Origin of the sequence: Roseibium sp. (genome assembly GCF_965216085.1) — a bacterium.
Lineage (GTDB): Bacteria > Pseudomonadota > Alphaproteobacteria > Rhizobiales > Stappiaceae > Roseibium.
In genome coordinates this window covers 5,129,950-5,150,164 of the sequence record NZ_OZ244138.1, presented here as the reverse complement: position 1 = coordinate 5,150,164, position 20,215 = coordinate 5,129,950, and the positions used below count along the sequence as shown (strand labels likewise).

Genomic DNA, 20,215 nt, shown 5'->3' with positions numbered 1-20,215 from the left:
TCACCTCACTCTCATGATGGACCGTCTCGCAATGGCTGCAAAATCCCCAATTTCTTGGCCATTTCAGCTACAGCGGGTGTTGAACGGACGGCGTGCGTCCCACCGTCATAGTAGCACAATAAGCCGACGTCCTTGGGAGAGAGCTTGTGGAGATACGGCTCTTTGTGTCTTAGATTGAAGCCGATGAAGGTTTCTTCCTGATAATAAAAGAAAATCGAACTATCAAGAACAGGAAACGTTTCTAATGCACCTGTTTCGCCACGATACCAACGAAGATCAGTATCATTTTTATCGTTTGAAGTGCGCCAACTGCCTAAAGCTAAAACTTTCCGCATAAACGAGCAGATCTTATTACAATAAATTTGTGCACTCTCTGTATCGATGGTTGTGGGTGAACGCAGTAGGTCATAATAGACTGTGATAGCGCTCCTTTTTGAGAACGCTCCAGGTAAACGATCTTCCCAGTTTTGCGGGATCTTTCCCAGCAGTCTCGCTCGCCACTTAGCGCTTGGATTAGTTAACTGAAATGATGCAAGTAAGCATTCAATGGAGTAATCTAAGATTAACTGAGCGACCATTATGCAACTCTGCCAATCCCGTTCCTCTTCGAACCCGACGAGATCAACCACCAAGCACTTGAGTTCGTGAAACGCGTTTGAGAACCGCTGTCTAATTAGATGGGAGAAGGCGATTTGAGCCCTCAACTGGCTCGCGGAATCGTGCCCGGCAAGTACCATACAGTTACACACGCGGTGAAGGAACTGTATTTCTTGCCTTGAGAATTCACCTGCGTTTCGAGGGTCAGTGTAGTTATCTCCAAAGCTCTTTATTTTGTTTATCGTCTGCGTTGCCCAACTATTTTGAACAACAGCGATATCAACTGTGATGTCCGCGATTGTGGCCACGATGACGTTTGGATAGGTAAATGTGAAGTTCGTGCGTGAGGTGACGAGCATGATGTCGAAGTCGGATCGCTCGTTTCCCAGTTCTTCTGCGAGCGATCCAACAGCAATCAGGATATCACCATATTCAAAGCCCAAAGCAGCACAAAGCCCCTCCGTTATCGCATCAATCGATAAGTGTCGTTTGAGGAGAAATTGAGATAAGTTCAGCGGCATTGTTTTTCGGCTCTAATGCGAGATTTGGTGAGTGTTGTTTCTTTTGCTCAACAGCGGAGATTATTTTCTTTATTCGCGGTAAAAAGAACTCAGAAAAGGTTTCGCGTGACACTTCTGCCATTTGTTCACGATTAAGCGCGCCATAGTCAGGCGTTGGTTCTTTAGCGCTGGCCGGCCAGTTCGACATGCTCGCTTCCGTTAATTCGTCCAGCGAAAGTTCCAAAAACCGAGTCAACTCATCGACTAGCGTCGGCTCGAGCTCGAGGCCCCACTCAATAAAATGCCAAGCTACTTCCGCATGCCGCAATTCGTCGCTTGAAATCTTTTGCATCGTCTTCTTTATTTCCGGGTCTTTGCATGTTTCCGCTGCCTTTCGAGCGGCGAGAGCCCCAATCGTTTCGCTAATGCAGCCTTCAAAGAGCGCTTCCCTAACAGACGTCCGCAGAGCTGGCTTTCGCGTCAACACATTGGAAACATCAAGAGTGCCCGCTCCTGTGTTTTCTCCTTTTAGGCGGCTGGAAATCTTTAACGCATCGCGAGCATGGTCGGTTTCGTCGGCCATTGCGGCAATTGTTTCGTCCACCAGGCTGGCTGGTACACCGAAGTGCATGAATTCGAGGAGTAGCCGTGCAAACGAGGCGATTGATGAATGCTCCTCCATTGCAATAGCGTCCCAGTGCTCGGCGACGTCTCGCGGCAAAGCATGACTTGAAGCGGGAGTTGATGATGCACCCCAATCCGTTTCAGTATTCACCGTGGCTCTCACGCGAGAGCCATCCACCGACAAGGGCCTACCAACGGCGGATGAAGCAGTTCCAGCAAGTTCTTGGATCGTCTCAATCTTTAGGAACGGTACGGTTGAGCTGTTTCGCGAAGCCAATGTTGCCATTGCTCGCAACTGCTTAAACCGAGGAGAATCACCAGTTTTGGCTGCGAGTTCGATGGCGGACTCAATCTCCCCATCCGAGAGGCTAATCTGGGCCATTCTGCCAGCAGATAGGGAATCCTCAGGATTTATTTTCAGTGCTTCGTTAAACGAAGCCCGAGCTTCATCGATCATATCGTTTAACAGCAGTGACTCCGCAAGAAGTGTATGCGAACTGTACAGTTCTCCCTGGCACAATGAAACGACCGCAAAAGCCGGGTCCTTTGCGGTAAGCTGGTATGAGTGGTTGAGAGCATCTTGAAATTTTCCGCAGTGAATGAGAGCGACAATCAAGCGCGCCAACGGTTCAAGGTTCGTAGAATCGAGGCTGTAAGCAAGTTCGTAAGATCTGGCTGCCCACTCGCTATGCTTTGTGAGTTCGAAGATTTTGCCGCGGGCCAACGCACCGACCGCCCCCTCTTTCCCCAGGTCCTCGTTGATTTGAGCCAGGGCTGCATTGACGTTCCCTGTCACAATCTCCGCTTCCCTTGATAGGTCTTCATTCGCCGCGCGGGTGATTTCAGTTTCATTCGATTTGGGGTTGTCTGACATGATACCTCCAGCTTTCCGTGCTCAATTAGTCCTTCTGGTAGATTGCTACCGCTCAAAACACGCGATAGTAGTGTGGTGCAAGGAAACTGTTACGTCAACTATTGAACCTAGCAGTTTCACTTCCTTGCTTTGTTTGTTCCAACGGTAGCAAACTTGAATAATTGTGTTGCTTCGCCTCAACGAATGAGCACTCGGAAATCTAGCCAATCGATGGTGCTAGTCCCAAAGCTACCGTAACGTTTCAAGTGACGAGAAGAGATCTCAAGCCAACCACTATTGGCAAATTCAAGTTTCTTGGAACAAGTCAAAAACTAAAGGGCCCCGATTTGATGGGCACTTTTTGGTTAGTGATTGAGAGTGTTTTTCATGCCAAGAACTAGGTTCCCGTACCTCGCGGAACACAGGGAATAGTTCATCGCGTTCGCCAAGGCTGGGTGGAGTGTTGAGAAGCAACAACCACAGAGCTTGTTTGCAGAGTTGTTGCGTGAACCGGAAAACGTCTGAAGTGAACGTGCAAGCGGACACGCTATTTAAAACTCCTATTTCTAGCATCTGCTAATTTTGAATTCTCTCACCCGCAAGATGTGCGGGGTAGTACCCCCGCTGATCTTGCCAGGGAGACGCTACGCTCTCCCGTGGACCCTCTAGCCTTGGCTCTTTCAGGGCATTGAGCCCGTTTCAGAGCCATCCAACCCGTATTGCCGGATTGAGCCACTCGCGGGAGATTTCACTCTCCCTGCACCCATCGACTTGGGCGGCGTTCCTGCCCCCATGACCCCAGACCATTTCATGGAGACGATTTCATCGAGAGCAAAGGGCGTTCCTGCCCTTGTGCAATCCTGACCAAGAAGGGAGCTTTCGCGCCTCCCTTCCTTGGAACCATCCCATCGACCAAGAGCCTTCGTGCCCCTTGGAACCCAGACCAACCTTGCGCAGATTGGATGCCGTCAGCGTATCGACGCTGAACCCGATCAAAGGGCTATCGCGCCCCTTGAAACCACTCGCAGGGCTTTGAAATGTGACTCTGCACATGTGCCGAACCGCTGTAATTGGAGGAATGGAACAACCTCACAATTCCTGATAGTACGAAATTACTTGGAACGAACGTGACGCATCCTTAATATGTTCCTGGAATCATTAACGCAAAAGCCATGTCGAGACTTGAGAACTTATCGCACATCGATTTCGAGGAACTTTGCCGCGACATCGCCAAAGCGGACACCGGCAAAAGATTTTCAGCGTTCGGTCCAGGGCCGGACGGTGGAATAGACGGTCGTCATTCAAGGGGTGCGGACGCGACCATCCTGCAATGCAAGCATTACATTGGCTCGACTTTTACGGCGCTGAAATCGTCTCTCAAAAAGGAAGTTCTGAAGGTCTCCGATCTCAAGCCGAAACGTTATCTGTTTTTTACATCACAGTCGCTGACGCAAAAAAAGAGCAATACTCTTGCGGAGATCGCCAGCGGCATTCTCCAGCAGCCGGAGGATATCTGGGGGCGAGAAGATATTGAAGGAGCCCTCACACGATATCCGGAAATCGAAAAATCCCACATCAAGCTCTGGCTATCCAGCACTGCTGTCTTGGAGCGCATTCTCAATTCCGGTCTTGAGGCTTTCACGCAGGCAACGAAAGAAGAGATTCTGGACGACCTTCGTGTGTATGTCCGAAATCCGAGCTTCGAAGAAGCCACAAAACGACTCGAAGACCAGAAAATCCTGATCGTTTCAGGGCCTCCTGGTGTCGGCAAAACGACCCTAGCAAAAATGATATCCTATCAATATCTTGAAGAAGGGTGGAAATTCTATGCCATTACTTCGCTAGAAGAAGGATTTGCCAAGGTCGATGACGGAAAACCAACGGTATTCTTCTTCGATGATTTTTTGGGGCGGATTGAATTAGACCGCCAATCGCTTCTTCAACGCGATACCGCACTTGCGACATTCGTAAACAGAATTCGACGTTCGAAGAATTCACGGTTCGTCCTCACCACGAGGGCGCATATTTTCGAAGAAGCCAGAAGATTATCAGATCACGTTGACGACAAGAAATTACAGCTCGCCAAATATATTCTAGATGTCGGCGCTTACACCAGAAAAATCAGATCGCAAATCTTGTTCAATCACTTATCGGCATCCGAACTAAAACAGGAGCATTTTGAGGCTTTGTTGGTTGGCGATTGGCTGAAAAAGATCGTGGACCATAAAAACTACAATCCCCGAATTATCGCGTCCGTGTCGAGTGACAGCATCGATGTAATGAAGCCTTCGGATTATCCTGGCTACATCTATCATGCCCTTGAAAATCCCGAACTTGTTTGGAGTAAGCCATATCGCGCATTGGATATGAAGTCGCAAAACCTTCTGGTCGCACTGTTCTTTGGCTCGGAATATGGACAAGAAGTCGATGAATTGAGTGAAAATTTTTCGAAACTGCATCGGATTGTTTGCGGTCACTATGGACAGCCGACAAAGCCAGGGGATTTTGAAGACGCATTAAAATCTTTGGAATCCGGTTTTGTCTCTATTTCCGGCCAAACTGTTAGCTTTGTTAATCCCTCCGTCCGGGATTTCCTGAAGTCGTACCTTATCGAGAAAGAATTTCTGGAGCTTTTGCCCGCAACCGCCAGGAGAGCAGATTGGGCAAAACACCTATGGCGGCACGTCTGCGAAGTTTTTAAGTCTCACCCTGAAATCCAAAAGAAATTCGCCAGCGCGTTTGGCTCATATTCCCAGATGATTGATGCCACGCCATCAATGAAAAAATCCATGCGGTACGGATATGCAAGCTATTCGGCTGACGACCTTTCGCTAGCAGATCGGGCGGAAATGCTGCTTCAATGGTGGGAAGCTTGCGGTGAAGAGCAGTATATCGAAAAGGCTTTATCTATGCTCGCCACCAGTAAATTGCGTTTGAATTCGTGGCGGGATGGGCGAGACCTTCCACAACTTCACTGGTGGGTGAGTAATTTTGTCGATGACGACGTTTCACAAAAACAGACGCTTTTGGAAGCTATTGAAGCACGTTTGACAAACGTGATTGAAGACGGACTTCCGCCCGATGAGCTTGTCAGCGTTACTGAGAGTGTTCAGGAGTATATGTCCGATACATTTCTTACGCCTTTTACGCCTGCCGGACACGCCCTTGGAAATGCCATAGAGTATGAATTTTCAAACACTGGAGAAGCCATATCCCATCTGGATACCGAAGACAGTCTTACCGAGCATCTAGACTATCTGGATTCACTCGCAAAACTCACCGGTCGCGATCCTGAAGAGGCGAAATCAGTGGTGTTTGACCGAATATCGGAAATTGAGGAGTCCGATCACGAGGAACGCAGCACCGGATTTTCACCATCGAGGCGGCAAGGCAACGAAAAGTTTGATGACGACGATTTGATAAGCCTGTTCTCAAATTTACTACGAACTTAAACGTTGCTCGATCATCAAAATTTGTTCGTATCGTTATATTTGCAATTATTAGCTGCATACGCAATCGTAAATACAAATAAAACAACCCAGAGACACAGATGGCAAAAGCAAAGTCGCAATCTCCCGTCGTAGAGCAGGTAATAAGCGCGTATACCGATGCGCTTGCTCAAAAAGACGTCGGAAGCGAGGAGCTAAGAGACCGCCTTATGGCAGTCATGCTTGACGATGCGGCGCCTACTGCCAAACGAATTGACGACGCGTTGTTTCCTCCGCCCCAAGAGGAAACTGAGCTATGATTCAGATCGAAAGTATCAATATCGAACAATTTCGAGGCATCAAACAGCTAGAGCTTATGCCTGCGGGCAAGCGTTTTGGCATATTCGGTCCAAACGGGACCGGTAAGAGCGGCGTTGTCGATGCCATTGAATTTGCACTAACCGGATCCATCAGTCGCCTCACCGGGGCTGGATCCGATGAGCTGACTGTTGGCAAGCACGGTCCCCACGTAGATGCCGGTGCGAACTCGGACAAAGCCTGCGTTACAATCAAAGGTATACTGACGGCAAGCGGACAAAAGCTGACCATCCAAAGAAGCGTTGCAAAGCCGCGCCAACCGAAAATCGAACCTGCAAACGATGAAACCCGCGCCGCCGTTCAGGAACTTGAGCGGCATCCGGAATTTGCCCTCTCCCGGCGCGACATTGTCAAATACATCATAACACCTGCTGGTAAACGCGATGAAGACGTGAAGACCCTTCTGCGCCTTGATCGCCTCGATGCAATTCGAAAATCCCTGACGACAGTTAGTAATCGCGCAAACTCTGAAAAAGACGCAACGGCTACGAAGGCCCAGAATGCCCGCAATCATTTTGCTAGCGGACTTGGCATTGAAAATACGAAAGCCAAAACGATCCTCGCAGCCGTGAATAAGCACCGTAAAACGCTCGAATTGAAAGAAATCGCGGAGTTGAAAGGTGATACCAATTTCAAGGAAGGGATGAAGGAAGGCTCGGCTAAAACGCACGCTATTCCCAAAGATCTAGCTTTGAAGGAATCGCAGCTCTTGCTCGACGCGATGCGTTCTGAACTGGGTGCTCTCTTAGAGGCTCGCACCAATGCGGCGACATCCCTTAAAGACCTGCAATCGGATGCAGAAGCATGGCGCGCGGTTCGTCAAGATGTTCTGGTAAGGACTGGTTTACCCCTAATTGATGATGACGGTTGCCCCTTGTGCGATAAACATTGGGACCAACAAGAGCTGCGCGATCATCTAGAGGCAAAACTAAAGTCGGCTGAAGCCGCAAACGAAGCAATCAAAAATATTTCGCAAGCAGTCCTGATCGTCCGCCAGCAAATACAGAGTCAAATCGCAGCTTTGAGCGTTGCCGCAGACCGTGCCGGCCAGCTCAAATGTACAGACATACAGAATGCGCTTCGCAATGAGGTGGAGCGTCTAGAACAGATAAACACAACTCTGGGAACAGCGACGAATTCCGATGAGGAAATGATATCTGCAATCGAGGTGCTGCAGAACTGCTGGATAGAGGATTCCGAGGAAGCGATTTCTGCGTGTGAGACCTTGGTTCAGGCAATCGAAAAACTGCCTGACATATCCGAAGCAGACAAAGCTGAAGAATTACTTATTCTGGCCCAAGAACGCTATGAACTTTGGGTTCAAGCCGTCACAGATGCTCGGAATGCCGCAAGCCACGCCGACATTGCCGGAGCTGCAAAAGCGACATTCGATGAAGTCAGCTTGAAAGAGCTGAATGGTATTTACGAGTCTGTGCAAAACAATTTCGCCTCTTACTACAAACAGCTCAACAAAGGCGACGAAGAGAATTTCGAAGGTGCGTTGACGCCCGGGCCTGCCAAGCTCAACCTTGATGTCGACTTTTACGGTAGAGGAAAGTTCCCCCCCGGGGCATTCCATTCCGAGGGTCACCAAGACGGAATGGGTTTGTGCCTATATCTCGCACTTATGCGGCAGATTTTGGGTGACGATTTTCGTTTTTGCGTCCTTGATGATGTGTTGATGTCGGTGGATACAGGCCACCGTCGGCAGGTTTGTCATCTGCTACAAAAGGAATTCCCAAACACGCAGTTTGTTATGACGACGCATGACCGCGTTTGGCTCAATTTCATGCGGTCTGAGAATTTGATCGTAAACGCAGTAACCTTCGGCGGATGGACCGTCGATACTGGCCCTTTAATTTACAATGACGCTGACATGATGGCGCGTGTGCGTGAAGCTTTGGAACAAGGGGATGTGCAAACTGCAGCAGGCAGGCTGCGTCACTATCTTGAGCATGTCGGCTATCTGTTGTGCGATAATCTCAGAGCATCGGTTCCCTTTCGGGCAGATGGTCAGTTCACCTTGAACGACACGCTCCCTCCTGCCTTGTCTGCTATTCGAAAAAGGCTGAAGGAGGCAAAAGCTGCAGCAAACAGTTGGGGGAAAGCCGAATTGGAAGAGGCAATTGGGCAGACGCTTTCTGAATTCGAGAAGGCGCACGCGCAATGCAATGTCGAAGCGTGGGGCGTCAATCCAGCGGTCCATTTCAATGCCTGGGAAAATTTCGAGCCGAAGGAGTTTAAGACAATTGTGGATGCGTTTGACGAAGTCCTTGCTCAAGTCAGGTGTAAGACATGTGGGAGCTTACTGCGATTAACTTATGCAGGCCCAGCACCTCAATCGTTGAACTGCGTCTGCGGCGATCTCCGCTATGACTTGATAAAGAAAAAGGTAGGAAGCTAGCTCTTTTAGCGAAGCTTCAGAAATATGAATATAAAAAAATCGCTAAATTTTCTTACTGGCTCATTTGGAAAGAACTTTCTCCTAGTCTTTTCAATAAATTAATCGGTATTGATTTACCTTATTTGCCGTCCATTTCCACTCTTGCCAAAGGGCAGGGCTTCAGCAAAGCTAAAACCCATTCCCATTTCAGCTTGGCGAACTCGATGCAACGGCCACGATCCCCGGCATCTTTGAGTACAACTTGACGGGCTTTGATGAATCCGGCACGGTCGAATTGGCCTTTGGTGCATGCCTGTGTGTCCGCCACGCGAAGCTACGCAGCACTTTTATCGATACTTTAAAACTCCAGTCCAATTTCGGGATCTGGTTAGTAGCGGGCACCTAGTCGGATCCCATTTCGGAGTGGATCATGACAAAAGATACTCAAATCAAACAACTTAAACTGCTGGCAAAGCGTTACGCGCACGCCTGCCGACTCCCCAAATACGAAGCGCTCAACGCCGTTGCTGCCCAATTGGAATTCCCGAGCTGGACGTCTTTGGCGACCAAGGCCAAAAACGGTTGGACACCTAGTAACGACGACCTTGCTACCGCTAAGGCCTTTGTCCGGCGGTCTCATCCAAGCCTAGATCAGGAGGAAATGTTCATTGAAAAAATGATGACTCGTCCCGCCGATGAGCCGATCAGGCATGGCAAGATCGGAGATCACGAATACCATGTCTTTGAGTCACTAGGCGACATTCGGTTGGAAGGCACCGGATGGAGCATTCTGATGGGAGAAGCTGATCTTTCGCAGCCCATTGTCGAAATCGAGGCAACGCACAGCAAAGATAATCCGGCCAATGGCCGCGAGTTCATAGACGCTGCGCTGGCGATTGCAGATGAAGAGGTCGCAAAAGTTCGGGCCGGCATCGCATCTGATTGGCCAAGACGATCAACCATGCCCGATGCTGAAGGAACCGTGGAGCACCCCCTGACAGGCGATCGATCTAAGGTTTGGTTTTGCCTTCATTGTGATGGCGAAATCACCGGGGCCCAAGTTGCCGGCAATCTTTGGCACTGTCCGGGATGCGGCGCTTCGCCGACAGACATCTTCGCTTCACCGTGGTGGCTGGAAGGCAGTAGTGAAGAACCGCACCTCGTTGATTGTTCGGCTGTAAAGCAGCGGCCGGAGCCCAAGGTCGAAGTCGTAGATTCTCGGCCAACGCTAAAGCTGGATGAGGAAAGCATTTCTTTGCTGTTACGAACAGCGTTGCTCGAAGATGCGACTAATCCCGGAGAAAGGTTTGGTGCGCTGTTGGCAGAGATAAACGTCGATGACGAGAACGACGCCTGGATAACCCTGGATGAAGACCTATGGCCTGAAGATAAGGAGCCCGAGGAGGCTATTGCAGTCGCAGACAAGCTTGGCGTGGAACTGGAACTGGCAGTAACCTGCATGACCTTTCCGTTCGCCTGGCCGGCGCTGGGGCATGTCACCGGCAGTTCGCGAGAGTATGTGCAACTGTTGTTGGATGCCTATACTAAGCATGGTGTTGTTTATCGCGGGCGCGATGGCGACTAGTCTTTGAGCTCGGCGAGCGCTTTTTCAAGTGTCTCGCATCCGATCTTTCGGAGAATTTCCGCTACGTAAGCTGGTGAGAGGGATGTCACAATGCCGTTCTCTTTTGCTGCCATCAGGTAACTAATGCCATCGCGTGTGGGATCGGCTTTGGACACGCTCGCGATGGCTAGCTCAGCCAGCTTCTCCGTCGTGAGAGGCTCAATGGTGGCCGCTATCTTTGTGTAGAGAACAACGTTCAGTCCGGCGAAATTAGTTAAGCGTTCAACAAGCACACTGTTTTTTGTGACCGTCGCCGGGCGCTTGTAGGTTTTGTGCCCTCCGACATCATCGATTTCTCTGCGGTAGAGCACGTCGGCTGCTTCTGCTTCGGGCAAATCCATCACGAATACCTGGCCTGTGACGTGAACGCCGCCGTTTGTAACGGGGACCAGCGTCGGTGCTCCGCCGCGCCCTCTGCTTTGGCGCGCGAACTCAATATGGAAAGGCGTTATCACATCTCTGATAGTGTCGGTGCGGTGTTTCTCAATCTCAGCGCGCGGATCGGAAATCAATGAACCATAAGCCAAAATACCGACTGTTGGTTTTTCGTTGGAGCTGTTTGGCATCTTGAGTGCTTCTTCCTTTCGTAAACCGAGTTTCAGTAGATCAGGATTCATTCATTGCATTCAACTGTTATGGCGCATCCCTTACAGGACCGGGCTGTCGTGAACCGAGCCTGGTGTCTCGGCCTGTCGGCTTTCATCCCTTGCGCGATTTTGGGTAGGTCGGTGTTTTGCACCGTCTTTGTTGGGCGTGTTGCACACGCTCTTGGAACCCTGTTTTCAGCTTAAACCGTCTCATCCCGCCTGATCCAATAGCCCTGATCCCGACTGCCCGCTCCCTTCGATACGGCTGAGCCGCATCTCCCGTGTTGTCGGAACCGCCTTTGGCGTCGCAAGCGACAGGACTTTGGGGCGCTTTGTTGACGGTACTCCCGTCCTTTTATGTGTCGCCGCCCGCATACGGATCGGCGGCTTTTCTTCTTAGTTCAATTCGGACGCTCGCCGCTGGGCAAGGGTTCAAGCGCGGGGTGAAAGGTTTCTCGCGCTGCTCCAACCCTAACCAGTGAGGCAGCTATGATCCTTCTTCATGCACAACCCTACGATATCTCAGCCTGCGACTTTTGTTTTGAGAGTGCCGAGGACTATGAGGCGAAAGCAAAATACAACGAAAATGATTGCGGTCAGATCGTCGAGGAATACGAAATCCAATTCATCGACGGGGAAGACATTGACTGCGCATTGGCGCGAGCCTGGGGCATCAATCAAGCGAATTTCAGAGCCTATTTCGACGCCGTTGAAGATTGGGATGAAGACGAGAAACACCGCTACATTATCGCAGTCGGCGAGTGCGGGTATTCCCATGAACAAGTTGCAGATGATCCGAGCAGCATCGATCTAACGCTTTATGAGCTATCATCCATGCGGGAGCTGGCAGAGCAATTTGTTGAGGAAGGGCTTTACGGCGACATCCCCGAAAGCCTGCAATTTTACATCGATTATGACGCTATCGCCCGCGATCTGTCGGTCGATTATTCCGAAGCCACCATAGCGGGTGTGCATTTCATTTTTCATTGCGCGTGATTGCGACCTGACCAACCAACAACAAGAAAGGAAAAGACATGGTCGATTATGTGAGAATTTACGAAGCCCTATCCGTTGAATGTATGAAATGCGGCATGTGGGAAGAAACAGGGATTGATGACCCGCGCGGTCACCTTGAGATGTTCGATTACGACTATCAACGAGACCATTATACCTGCAACAAATGCGGTTCTAACCGCATCTGCGCAGCCGAGTTGCGCGAGTATCGCGATGAGGAATAATCCGAGCGTTTTCAAGATCAGTCCTGCATGCCCAAGAAAAACGGCCGACTGAAAAATCGGCCGCTTTACGAACTTAAAACCCGTGCGGGCGCATGGCTAATTCAGCTTCGATATTGTGAAGCGAGCTCAAAGCATTGCGGCGAGCTTCCGATCCGCGTGCTGCATGCGCAAAGGCGACAACAGCCTCGCTATGCAATGCATGAAGTTCGCGTGTGCTGCGAGACGCAGCTTCAAAACGGGTGATGAGTTTCATCGTTTCCTCCTGTTTTCAAGGAGACCCCGAACCGTTCAGGGCCTTTCGGCCCGCGTCCACATCATCGTCAGCTCAGAGAAGGCCTGATGGTTTGGAGGGAATTACTGAAAACTGGAGAGAGGAAAAAGCAATCCAGATTGGCGCTATGGTTCAAGCTCAGGTCCGCGATCTTGCCGCTGCTTGCGCTCACGCGCTCGTTTAAGCCGCTCACCTGGAGATCTGGGTTGTCGTTCAAATTCGGAGTGTCTGATTGCTGTCTGCCGAGTCTTTGGCTGCTTGGCTTTTTCGCGCAAGTCGTCCAAACGATCGAAGGAGGATTTTGCTTTCGGCCTTGGCTCTTCACCGCGTTTCATCAAACGGTAATTGGCAGTGTCAGAATGAAGATCGAGCAGAGCCTGTGCATGCTTGCTGCGAGTGACCTTGATTTCGGCTTGCAAGTCTCGCCTCTCCTGCATCTGGGACGCAAGGATCGCGTGCCGTTGTTCCCGATCGCGTTGGAGTGCCCACATAGTTTCTATTTCATTTTGCTTTTGGATCTTGGCGTGTTTGCCCGTCAGTTTGTCCCACAGTCCTAAAACGCCTTTGCGCAAGCGATCCGCTCGTTGGCGTGCCTCATCCTCGAACCGTTGTTTCTGACCCGCATCAAGCCTTGCCCGTTCTTCAACGTGCTTATTGAGCATCAAAGAACGCCGAGCATTCAGAGCGCCAGTTTCCACCCTGGCTTTGCCCCGAGCCTCATCAAGGTGTGATTTCACGCGTGGCAGGATTTCTTGGGCGATCCGTTGTCGGGTTTCCTCAACGCTACACAATTCCTCAGATTTGCCGAGACGCTCTTTGACGTCTTTTGTTTTCTTGCCGACGGCACGGGGAATCGCAATCACTTCACCTTCGAAGGTTACGGCGACGTGACCGCGACGATTGCCACGGGCAAGGTAAAAACCCCGCTCCTCCAGCGCGTGCGAGAAGGTCTGGCGCGTGTCGGAGATTGCCCAGGCTTCCTGGATCAACCCTTTTATCTCGCCAGCATGCCGCCCGACCCTTTTTGCCTGTTGCCATTCAGCGAGGGTAAAATTCCGAGGATCACGGTTCTGCTTGTCAACCAAGCCGCGTGGCATTTGCCAGCCGTTCTCGAGATAGAGCTGTTTTGAGACTTCCTGTAGCTTGTTTTTGAAAAAGGGAAGAGGCTTTGCCGTCATGGTTTCGGCATCAACCCGACTCCAGACTGCGTGACAATGCCGCCGTCCTTCTTTTTCATGGAAGACGATTACTCGTGGCTGGTCAACGAGCCCGTGCATTTCTTCTATCGCCTCAAGTGCCTTTTCAAAGGTCTCAATCCGTACCGTTTCACTTTCAGGTGGGTTCAATGACACAGAGAACAGGTACTGACGACATTTGGTGCCTTTGGAAATCGCCTCGGCTTCACGAAGCGCGCCGACGATGTCTTCAGACATGAAGCCTCGGATGTCGTGAACTTCGACATGTTCATTTTCCTGGGTTTTGAGAAGATGAAGACCAAGCTGTTTTGCGCCACCGCGCTGGGAGCCCTTTAAAATCATGACGGCTCCGTATCTGTTCTATAACCGAGAGCGCGCATCAATTCGCGCCGCATGAACGCAATATCCGCGCAGGCACGGCGGATATCCCGTTCGGTGTCAGGCAACACGGGTAGAGTGCCCATGTGAGAGGCTTTTGCGAGCTGATTGAGATTGTTTGCAAGACGGGACTGACCAAGCATACCGAGGACGTAGGCCAGCTTTTTCTCGTCTTTGATAGGCCTTCTAGTGCGTGAACGCGCCCTTTTCGTTCCCGTACCTTTTCCGTCGAACACTTTTCGCTTGATATATGAACCGAGTGGTTCATCGCCTGCCAGCTCTTCAAGCCTTGCGCGCTCTTCAAACGTCAGCCGCAGGGAGAACGGTGGGTCCTTCTTTGTCTTCTTGTTTTTGGATATCTTATTGTAATCGTTATCTATACTTCTCATCACCGCACCTCAGATCATTAAGATCATGTTGTGCGAGATGGGATTCCCATTCTTCCAAAACCTGGAAGAAGCGGTTCAATTCTTCTCCCCTTAGGTCCACCATTTTCTTCCTTCGATATCATATTGAATCTGGCTATTTCCGTTAAGCCTCAAAAATCTTGTATTCTTTTTTTGCGGTAATATTTGCAGTGACTGGCTTCAGAATAAAAAAATGGGTTATTATATTTTTGGGTTTTGCCTTGAATGTAATAGTGTCATTTTTGGGAAACTTTTTGATATTTGGGAGTAATTATTCTCTATATTTGGTTTCTATAATTATTTTTTGCTTTTATGCCTATTTTGAAGTGAGTTTTTCTGGGTATATGGTTACTGAAGTTGCTGAATGGATATTGTTTTTTGGCTTTTATGTTTTGATTTTTTACTCAACCTATCTGGTTGTTAAGACAGAGAAAAAGGCCTCATTTGAACTAAAAAGAATTGGTGAAGCTGCAATCCCGTTTCTGGCAATGGCGTACTTTTTGTCGATGATTGATTATTAATATTGATACAGTGCTGTGTTTGTCATTATCGAAACTAGATCACCGCCCAAGCACATACTGATCCAGTGCGACCTTGAGTGAGCTGACGGCTTCCGCTTCATCATATGTGAAAATGTCGTCAATCACCGGCTGTCCGCCTTCTTCAATGATAATGAAGTCGGTCTTGGACAAGACGGGGTTCCCCCAACACGCCTGATATTGATAGGTGACGGAGATATCCCAGGACGACTCAAACGGCTTTTCCGTTTTGAGTGAGATGTTTTCCAAAGGGCAGGCATCTTGGGTGCCCGTGAAAATATCAAAATCAGGCGCGCGTCCGCCCATTTGCTGAGCCGCCTCGGTTTTGATGGCCCGCTTATAAAAACCGATCAGGTCCTTGCTGTAGATACGTTCCAACCGCCCTTCGGCAAAATAATCGAGCATTACGCCTGGGAACGGAACGGAAAAATTGCTTGCGGCTATGGAGATGATTTCTCTGACAGGGTCTTCGGGATCAAATGCTGCCGAAGGTGCCGAGGCAGCCGCCTTCGATGCCGGTGCGTTGGCGACCTGCCAGACTTGGCTGGCGCTCTCGGCGCATGTGGCTTGGACGGCTTTGGACCGAGCTTTTTTGCCTTTGTTCTGGATGTCCAGGCATAAACCACCTCCTGAGCGCACTTTGACGACGGCATCGCCAACATACTCTGGTTGCCACAGCCGGTGTTTTTTGTTGTTGCAATCTGCCTGATAAACACCTGCCCTCTGCTTCAACTTCTTTGCAGGAACGCTCAGGCAGAGGCCGGACTTGGCATTCACGATCCGGCCATCGGGATAAAACTCCCAAAGCTGATTGGGATTCCCATTACATGGCACAACAACAAGACGTGTCGCTGGTTCCATGCTGCCTTTAGGATTGGCTAGACAACTGCCGTTGGCTGCGGAGATAAGCTGCTGAGCAGCATTGGCGGTGCCCATACCAGAAATGCAAACAGTCAAGCAGAAGAACGGGAGCAGAAAGCGTTTCATGATGGCCTCTTCATCAATGACATCCGAGTAAACGCCAATTCCGGCACCCTGTCCAACGCATTGCAGGTGTTGATGAAGCGGGCCAGGGTCTCTTAAATGCGGCTGTTTCAGAATGACAGCGGCCAGCGCCTTGTGATATCGCAGCGCGCCATGATCGCTTTGTTCACTGCCGCCTTTCTTGCTGCGACGTTGCTGCCGGCCCAATCGGAATTGGGCCTTGCTTATCTGGTGGCTGCCAACCCGCAAGACATCTTCGTACTGATCGCTGTTGCCAGCCTCGGGAATACGCTTGGTTCAGTGGTGAACTGGGCTATTGGGCTGGGCGCCATCCGCTTTGCCCGTCCGGCCGGCAATTCAGGGCAGGTTTCCAAATGGTATCAAACGGCTCAGGGCTGGTACGAGCGTTACGGTTACTGGAGTTTGCTGGCAAGCTGGATGCCGCTGATCGGCGATCCGGTAACGCTTGTGGCCGGTGTCTTTAAAGAACCGTGGTGGCGGTTCTTGATGCTGGTCGGGCTGGCAAAGACAGTCCGATATATCGTGGTGGCGCTTCTGGCGCTACAAATGGTGTGATCATGTCATTGTGATGCCAGGCCGGTGGCAGATGTCTTCGCAGTTTTTGTAAGCTGGAGCGCAGAAGATACTTTTGTGCTTCGAGGTTTGGTGATGGTCTTGTGGATTGGCAGACTGTTTGCGGCCGACTTTTTGGTTTTCTGGCTTTAGCTGCCGCGCTGCACGGGTCTGGTAACTCCTTATTTTCAAGACTGAATTGCTCAGTTTTCTACGCTACGGCAAAGACAAGTGTATCTGGTTACTGAGTTCGTATTCCTAAAAGTAGAGATCTGAAAAAATGCAACCAGATACTCAGTTAGCTAAACAAAAGTCATTTTTGAAAACTTCTCTCTTGCAGCCGCGGGAAAGGCGTCGTTTAATGTTCATATGAGCGTCATATAACGTTCATATGAAAACAATACGAAACGCAGGCGTTATCGTTTCAGGCGTTGAAGAAGCCGTCAGCGTCATGATGAACCAACTGCTGATCGGGGCAACCGCCCTTCTAGATGGGAGCAAACACTATGGCTTACCGTAAGACCGTCGCCAGCTTTGTAGCTGCAGCGGCCCTTTTGGGTACATCTTCCGCGTCCTACGCGGCGACCGACATTTCCTGGTGGCACGCAATGGGTGGCCGTCTTGGTGAAGTCGTTGTCGACATCGCAAACGGTTACAATGAATCTCAAGATGCTTGTCAGATCACGCCGGTCTACAAAGGCACCTATGAAGAAACATTGACCGCTGGTATCGCAGCTTTCCGCGCTGGCGAACAGCCGAACATCCTGCAGGTGTTTGATGCGGGTGCCGCAACAATCATCGGCGCAAAAGGCGCAACGATCCCAGCACAAGAAATTCTTGAAAACGCTGGCGTCGCTTTCGACATCAATGATTACATCGAAGGTGTTCGTAACTTCTATGCGGACAGCGAAGGCAAGATGATCGGCATGCCGTTCAACTCGTCCACGCCGATTCTCTACTACAATGAAGACGCGCTGAAAAAAGCAGGTGTTGATGCTCCGAAGACCTGGGAAGAATTCCAGACCATCGCGCCGAAGCTGAAAGAAGCTGGTTATGTGCCACTCGCTCAGTCTCACCTGCCGTGGATCTTCACAGAGAACTTCAAGTCCCGTCATAACCAGCAGTTCGCAACCAACAACAACGGTTACGACGGTGCGAAGGACACCAAACTGATTTTCGGTGAGCCGATCAAGAACCACTTCACCGCCGTCAAAGGCTGGCTGGACGATGGCCTGTTCGGTTATTATGGCACCGGCTGGGGCGACAACCAGACCCCGTTCAACGAAGGCAAGGTCGCCATGTGGCTCGGTTCTTCGGGTTCCTTCGGTGGCATCTCCAAGACCGTTGAGTTCCCATTCTCTGCAACATACCTACCTTACTGGGATGCTGTTGACGGCGCCGGCACGGGCACCTTCATCGGCGGTGCGGCTCTGTTCTCCATGGCTGGTAAGCCGGATGGCGAAAACAAGTGTGTTGCTTCTTTCTTTGAGTACCTGACCTCTCCGGAAGTCCAGTACATGTGGCACAAAGAGACCGGTTATGTGCCGATCACAAATGCTGCTTATGAGCTGGCTAAGAAAGACGGCCACTATGACCGCGCTCCGGCTGCCGAAATCGGCATCAAGCAGCTGACGCTGCCGGGCGGCGAGTGGACCAAGGGTTACCGCATGGGCTTCTACGTCCAGATCCGCGACATCATGAACCGCGAATACGGTAAGATCCTGTCCGGCGAGACCTCTGTTGAAGACGCTTTCAAAACCATCGAAGCCGATGGCAACAAGCTTCTGGAGCGGTTCTCCAAGACCACCGGCAACTAATAAGTTGACCATTTGGGAGCGCCATGGTGCGCTTCCATATCTTTGACTAGAAGGCGGGTCCGTTTGTGGCCCGCTTTCCCCGTTGCGGTGACGTGATGAAAAAAGTTCAATTCCAGTCCCGGTGGGTGCCCTACATGCTGCTTTTGCCGCAGCTTGCCATCGTGACGATCTTCTTCTTGTGGCCGGCAGCTGAAGCCGTTCAGTCGTCTTTCTATCTCGAGGACCCGTTCGGGTTCGGTTCGACATTTGTCGGGATGGACAACTTCGTCGACACAGTGACCTCCACAGACTATGGCCGCGTCGCCCGCTTCACGGCTGTCTTTACCTTCTTCGTGACCTTCCTGTCCCTTGGCATTGCCCTTCTTTTGGCGGTCAAGGCGGACAAGGTTTTGCGCGGATCGTCGTCCTATAAAACACTGCTTATGTGGGTTTATGCGGTCGCACCTCCGGTTGCCGGCCTGATCGGCGTTATGCTGTTCGATCAGCACGTTGGCCCGATCGTTGATTTCTTTGCCTTGTTCGGCTGGAACCTGCAGATCGGCGTGAGTTACTTCGACACGGCCTTTGCCATGACCACCACGGCGGTCTGGAAGCAAATCCCGGTCAACTTCATCTTCTTTCTGTCTGGCCTTCAGGGAATTTCCAAATCGGTCCAGGAAGCGGCCAGCATTGACTGCCGCTCAGGTTTCCGCCGGTTCTGGACTGTGACGTTCCCGCTCCTGGCCCCGACAGGCTTTTTCTTGCTGATCATCAACATCACTTACGCGTTCTTCGACACGTTCGGTATCGTCGATGTTCTTGTGAAGCAGGAGCCGGGCAACAACCCGGTGACACTCGTCTACAAGGTCTTCCTTGATGGGTTCCGTGGCAATGACCTTGGTGGGTCGTCTGCACAGTCGGTCATCTTGATGGCTCTGGTGTTCATCCTAACCGTTGTTCAGTTCCGGCTGATCGAGCGGCGCGTGCATTACACATAAGGAGCGTGAGATGAGAAAACTTCAAATTCTGGACCACGTTGTCTTGCTCTTGGGTGTGTTCTTCATGGTCACACCGGTCGCGTTGGCCTTCCTGACCAGCACGCATGATGCCATTACGATCTATAAAGAAGGCATCCAGTTTGTTCCGGGCAGCAAGTTCCTGGAAAACTATGAAACTGTGCTCTTCCGGGCTGGTGGCTTCACCAAGGAAGTTGATGGCTTTGTCATGCTGAAGAACTCGATGATCCTCGGGTTCGGATTTGCGATCGGCAAGATCATCATCTCTATGCTGGCGGCTTATGCGATCGTTTACTTCCGTTTTCCCATGGCAACCCTGTGTTTCTGGGTGATCTTTGCAACGCTGTTGCTGCCGCTGGAAGTCCGCATCCTGCCGTCATATGAGATCGTCCAGTCGCTCGGGATGGTGAACACCTATTCCGGCCTGATCGTTCCCCTGATTGCATCTGCAACAGGAACTTTCTTCTTCCGCCAGTTCTTCATGTCAGTTCCAGATGAACTTCTGGAAGCTGCGCGGATCGATGGAGCCGGCCCCTGGAAATTCTTCAAAGATATCCTCGTGCCGCTGTCGCAAACCATGATCGCGGCTATCTTCATCATCATGTTCGTCTATGGCTGGAACCAGTATCTCTGGCCGACCCTGATCACCACCGAAGAATCCCTGTTTACCTTGGTCCGCGGGATCAAGCAGATCATGCAGGTCTGGGTGGGGGCGCAGATCCCGGCACTGAATGAGGCTATGGCGCTCGCCATTCTGGCCATCGTACCGCCGGTCCTGATCGTTGTGGTCTTCCAAAGCTGGTTCGTCAAAGGGCTCGTCGAGAGCGATAAGTGAGGTTTTAA

General features: G+C 50.8%; 17 protein-coding genes. 10 read left to right on the top strand and 7 right to left on the bottom strand.

Annotation, left to right across the window (positions count from 1 at the left end):
* Positions 1-11: 11 nt before the first annotated feature.
* Together ACOOFE_RS24160 and ACOOFE_RS24155 are read right to left on the bottom strand one after the other, a co-directional pair.
* Positions 12-1,118, bottom strand: coding sequence for a hypothetical protein (locus tag ACOOFE_RS24160; RefSeq protein WP_420412400.1), 1,107 nt, complete (start codon positions 1,116-1,118; stop codon positions 12-14).
* Positions 1,069-2,595, bottom strand: coding sequence for a hypothetical protein (locus tag ACOOFE_RS24155; RefSeq protein ID WP_420412399.1), 1,527 nt, complete (start codon positions 2,593-2,595; stop codon positions 1,069-1,071). Before ACOOFE_RS24155 ends, ACOOFE_RS24160 begins: the two co-directional genes overlap by 50 nt.
* 1,151 nt (positions 2,596-3,746) lie before the next feature.
* Here ACOOFE_RS24155 and ACOOFE_RS24150 point away from each other — a divergent pair.
* The 3 genes from ACOOFE_RS24150 to ACOOFE_RS24140 all read left to right on the top strand — a co-directional run bounded on the left by ACOOFE_RS24150 (position 3,747) and on the right by ACOOFE_RS24140 (position 10,348).
* Positions 3,747-6,026: a restriction endonuclease gene (locus ACOOFE_RS24150; protein ID WP_420412398.1), complete on the top strand. Its 2,280-nt coding sequence runs from the start codon at positions 3,747-3,749 to the stop codon at positions 6,024-6,026.
* Positions 6,027-6,318: 292 nt separating this feature from the next.
* Positions 6,319-8,784, top strand: a complete 2,466-nt coding sequence (locus tag ACOOFE_RS24145) for an AAA family ATPase (RefSeq protein ID WP_420412397.1) — start codon at positions 6,319-6,321, stop codon at positions 8,782-8,784.
* 409 nt (positions 8,785-9,193) lie between these two features.
* Positions 9,194-10,348 (top strand): hypothetical protein, encoded by a 1,155-nt coding sequence (locus ACOOFE_RS24140; protein WP_420412396.1) that lies wholly within the window; start codon positions 9,194-9,196, stop codon positions 10,346-10,348.
* On the opposite strand, the gene ACOOFE_RS24135 is transcribed toward ACOOFE_RS24140, so the two are convergent.
* On the bottom strand, positions 10,345-11,004 hold the full coding sequence (locus ACOOFE_RS24135) for a hypothetical protein (RefSeq protein WP_420412395.1): 660 nt from the start codon (positions 11,002-11,004) through the stop codon (positions 10,345-10,347). The two genes, ACOOFE_RS24140 and ACOOFE_RS24135, sit on opposite strands and share 4 nt — an antisense overlap.
* Before the next feature lie 459 nt (positions 11,005-11,463).
* Between ACOOFE_RS24135 and ACOOFE_RS24130 the strand changes: the two genes are divergently transcribed.
* Positions 11,464-11,970: an antirestriction protein ArdA gene (locus ACOOFE_RS24130; protein WP_420412394.1), complete on the top strand. Its 507-nt coding sequence runs from the start codon at positions 11,464-11,466 to the stop codon at positions 11,968-11,970.
* 38 nt (positions 11,971-12,008) lie between these two features.
* Positions 12,009-12,212 carry a hypothetical protein gene (locus ACOOFE_RS24125; protein ID WP_420412393.1) on the top strand — a complete coding sequence of 68 codons (204 nt, stop codon included), beginning with the start codon at positions 12,009-12,011 and terminating at the stop codon, positions 12,210-12,212.
* A 73-nt stretch (positions 12,213-12,285) separates the two neighbouring features.
* Here ACOOFE_RS24125 and ACOOFE_RS24120 read toward each other — a convergent pair whose 3' ends face one another.
* From ACOOFE_RS24120 to ACOOFE_RS24105, 4 genes are all read right to left on the bottom strand, one after another.
* Entirely contained in the window at positions 12,286-12,465 is a 180-nt protein-coding gene (locus tag ACOOFE_RS24120; protein WP_420412392.1) for a hypothetical protein, read from the bottom strand.
* A gap of 143 nt (positions 12,466-12,608) precedes the next feature.
* The gene (locus ACOOFE_RS24115) at positions 12,609-14,021 is read right to left on the bottom strand and encodes a relaxase/mobilization nuclease domain-containing protein (protein ID WP_420412391.1); all 1,413 of its coding nucleotides are present in this window, start codon (positions 14,019-14,021) and stop codon (positions 12,609-12,611) included.
* Positions 14,018-14,446: a hypothetical protein gene (locus tag ACOOFE_RS24110; RefSeq protein WP_420412390.1), complete on the bottom strand. Its 429-nt coding sequence runs from the start codon at positions 14,444-14,446 to the stop codon at positions 14,018-14,020. The genes ACOOFE_RS24115 and ACOOFE_RS24110 overlap by 4 nt, the downstream gene beginning before the upstream one ends.
* Before the next feature lie 578 nt (positions 14,447-15,024).
* Positions 15,025-15,990 (bottom strand): RICIN domain-containing protein, encoded by a 966-nt coding sequence (locus ACOOFE_RS24105; RefSeq protein WP_420412389.1) that lies wholly within the window; start codon positions 15,988-15,990, stop codon positions 15,025-15,027.
* A 96-nt stretch (positions 15,991-16,086) separates the two neighbouring features.
* Between ACOOFE_RS24105 and ACOOFE_RS24100 the strand changes: the two genes are divergently transcribed.
* From ACOOFE_RS24100 to ugpE, 5 genes are all read left to right on the top strand, one after another.
* On the top strand, positions 16,087-16,563 hold the full coding sequence (locus ACOOFE_RS24100) for a YqaA family protein (RefSeq protein ID WP_420412388.1): 477 nt from the start codon (positions 16,087-16,089) through the stop codon (positions 16,561-16,563).
* 388 nt (positions 16,564-16,951) lie between these two features.
* Positions 16,952-17,080, top strand: a complete 129-nt coding sequence (locus ACOOFE_RS24095) for a hypothetical protein (protein WP_256370142.1) — start codon at positions 16,952-16,954, stop codon at positions 17,078-17,080.
* Positions 17,067-18,377, top strand: coding sequence for an extracellular solute-binding protein (locus tag ACOOFE_RS24090; protein WP_420412387.1), 1,311 nt, complete (start codon positions 17,067-17,069; stop codon positions 18,375-18,377). The genes ACOOFE_RS24095 and ACOOFE_RS24090 overlap by 14 nt, the downstream gene beginning before the upstream one ends.
* 95 nt (positions 18,378-18,472) lie before the next feature.
* The gene (locus ACOOFE_RS24085) at positions 18,473-19,354 is read left to right on the top strand and encodes an ABC transporter permease subunit (protein ID WP_141183778.1); all 882 of its coding nucleotides are present in this window, start codon (positions 18,473-18,475) and stop codon (positions 19,352-19,354) included.
* Positions 19,355-19,364: 10 nt separating this feature from the next.
* Positions 19,365-20,207, top strand: coding sequence for a sn-glycerol-3-phosphate ABC transporter permease UgpE (gene ugpE, locus ACOOFE_RS24080; protein ID WP_141183777.1), 843 nt, complete (start codon positions 19,365-19,367; stop codon positions 20,205-20,207).
* Positions 20,208-20,215: the final 8 nt, after the last annotated feature.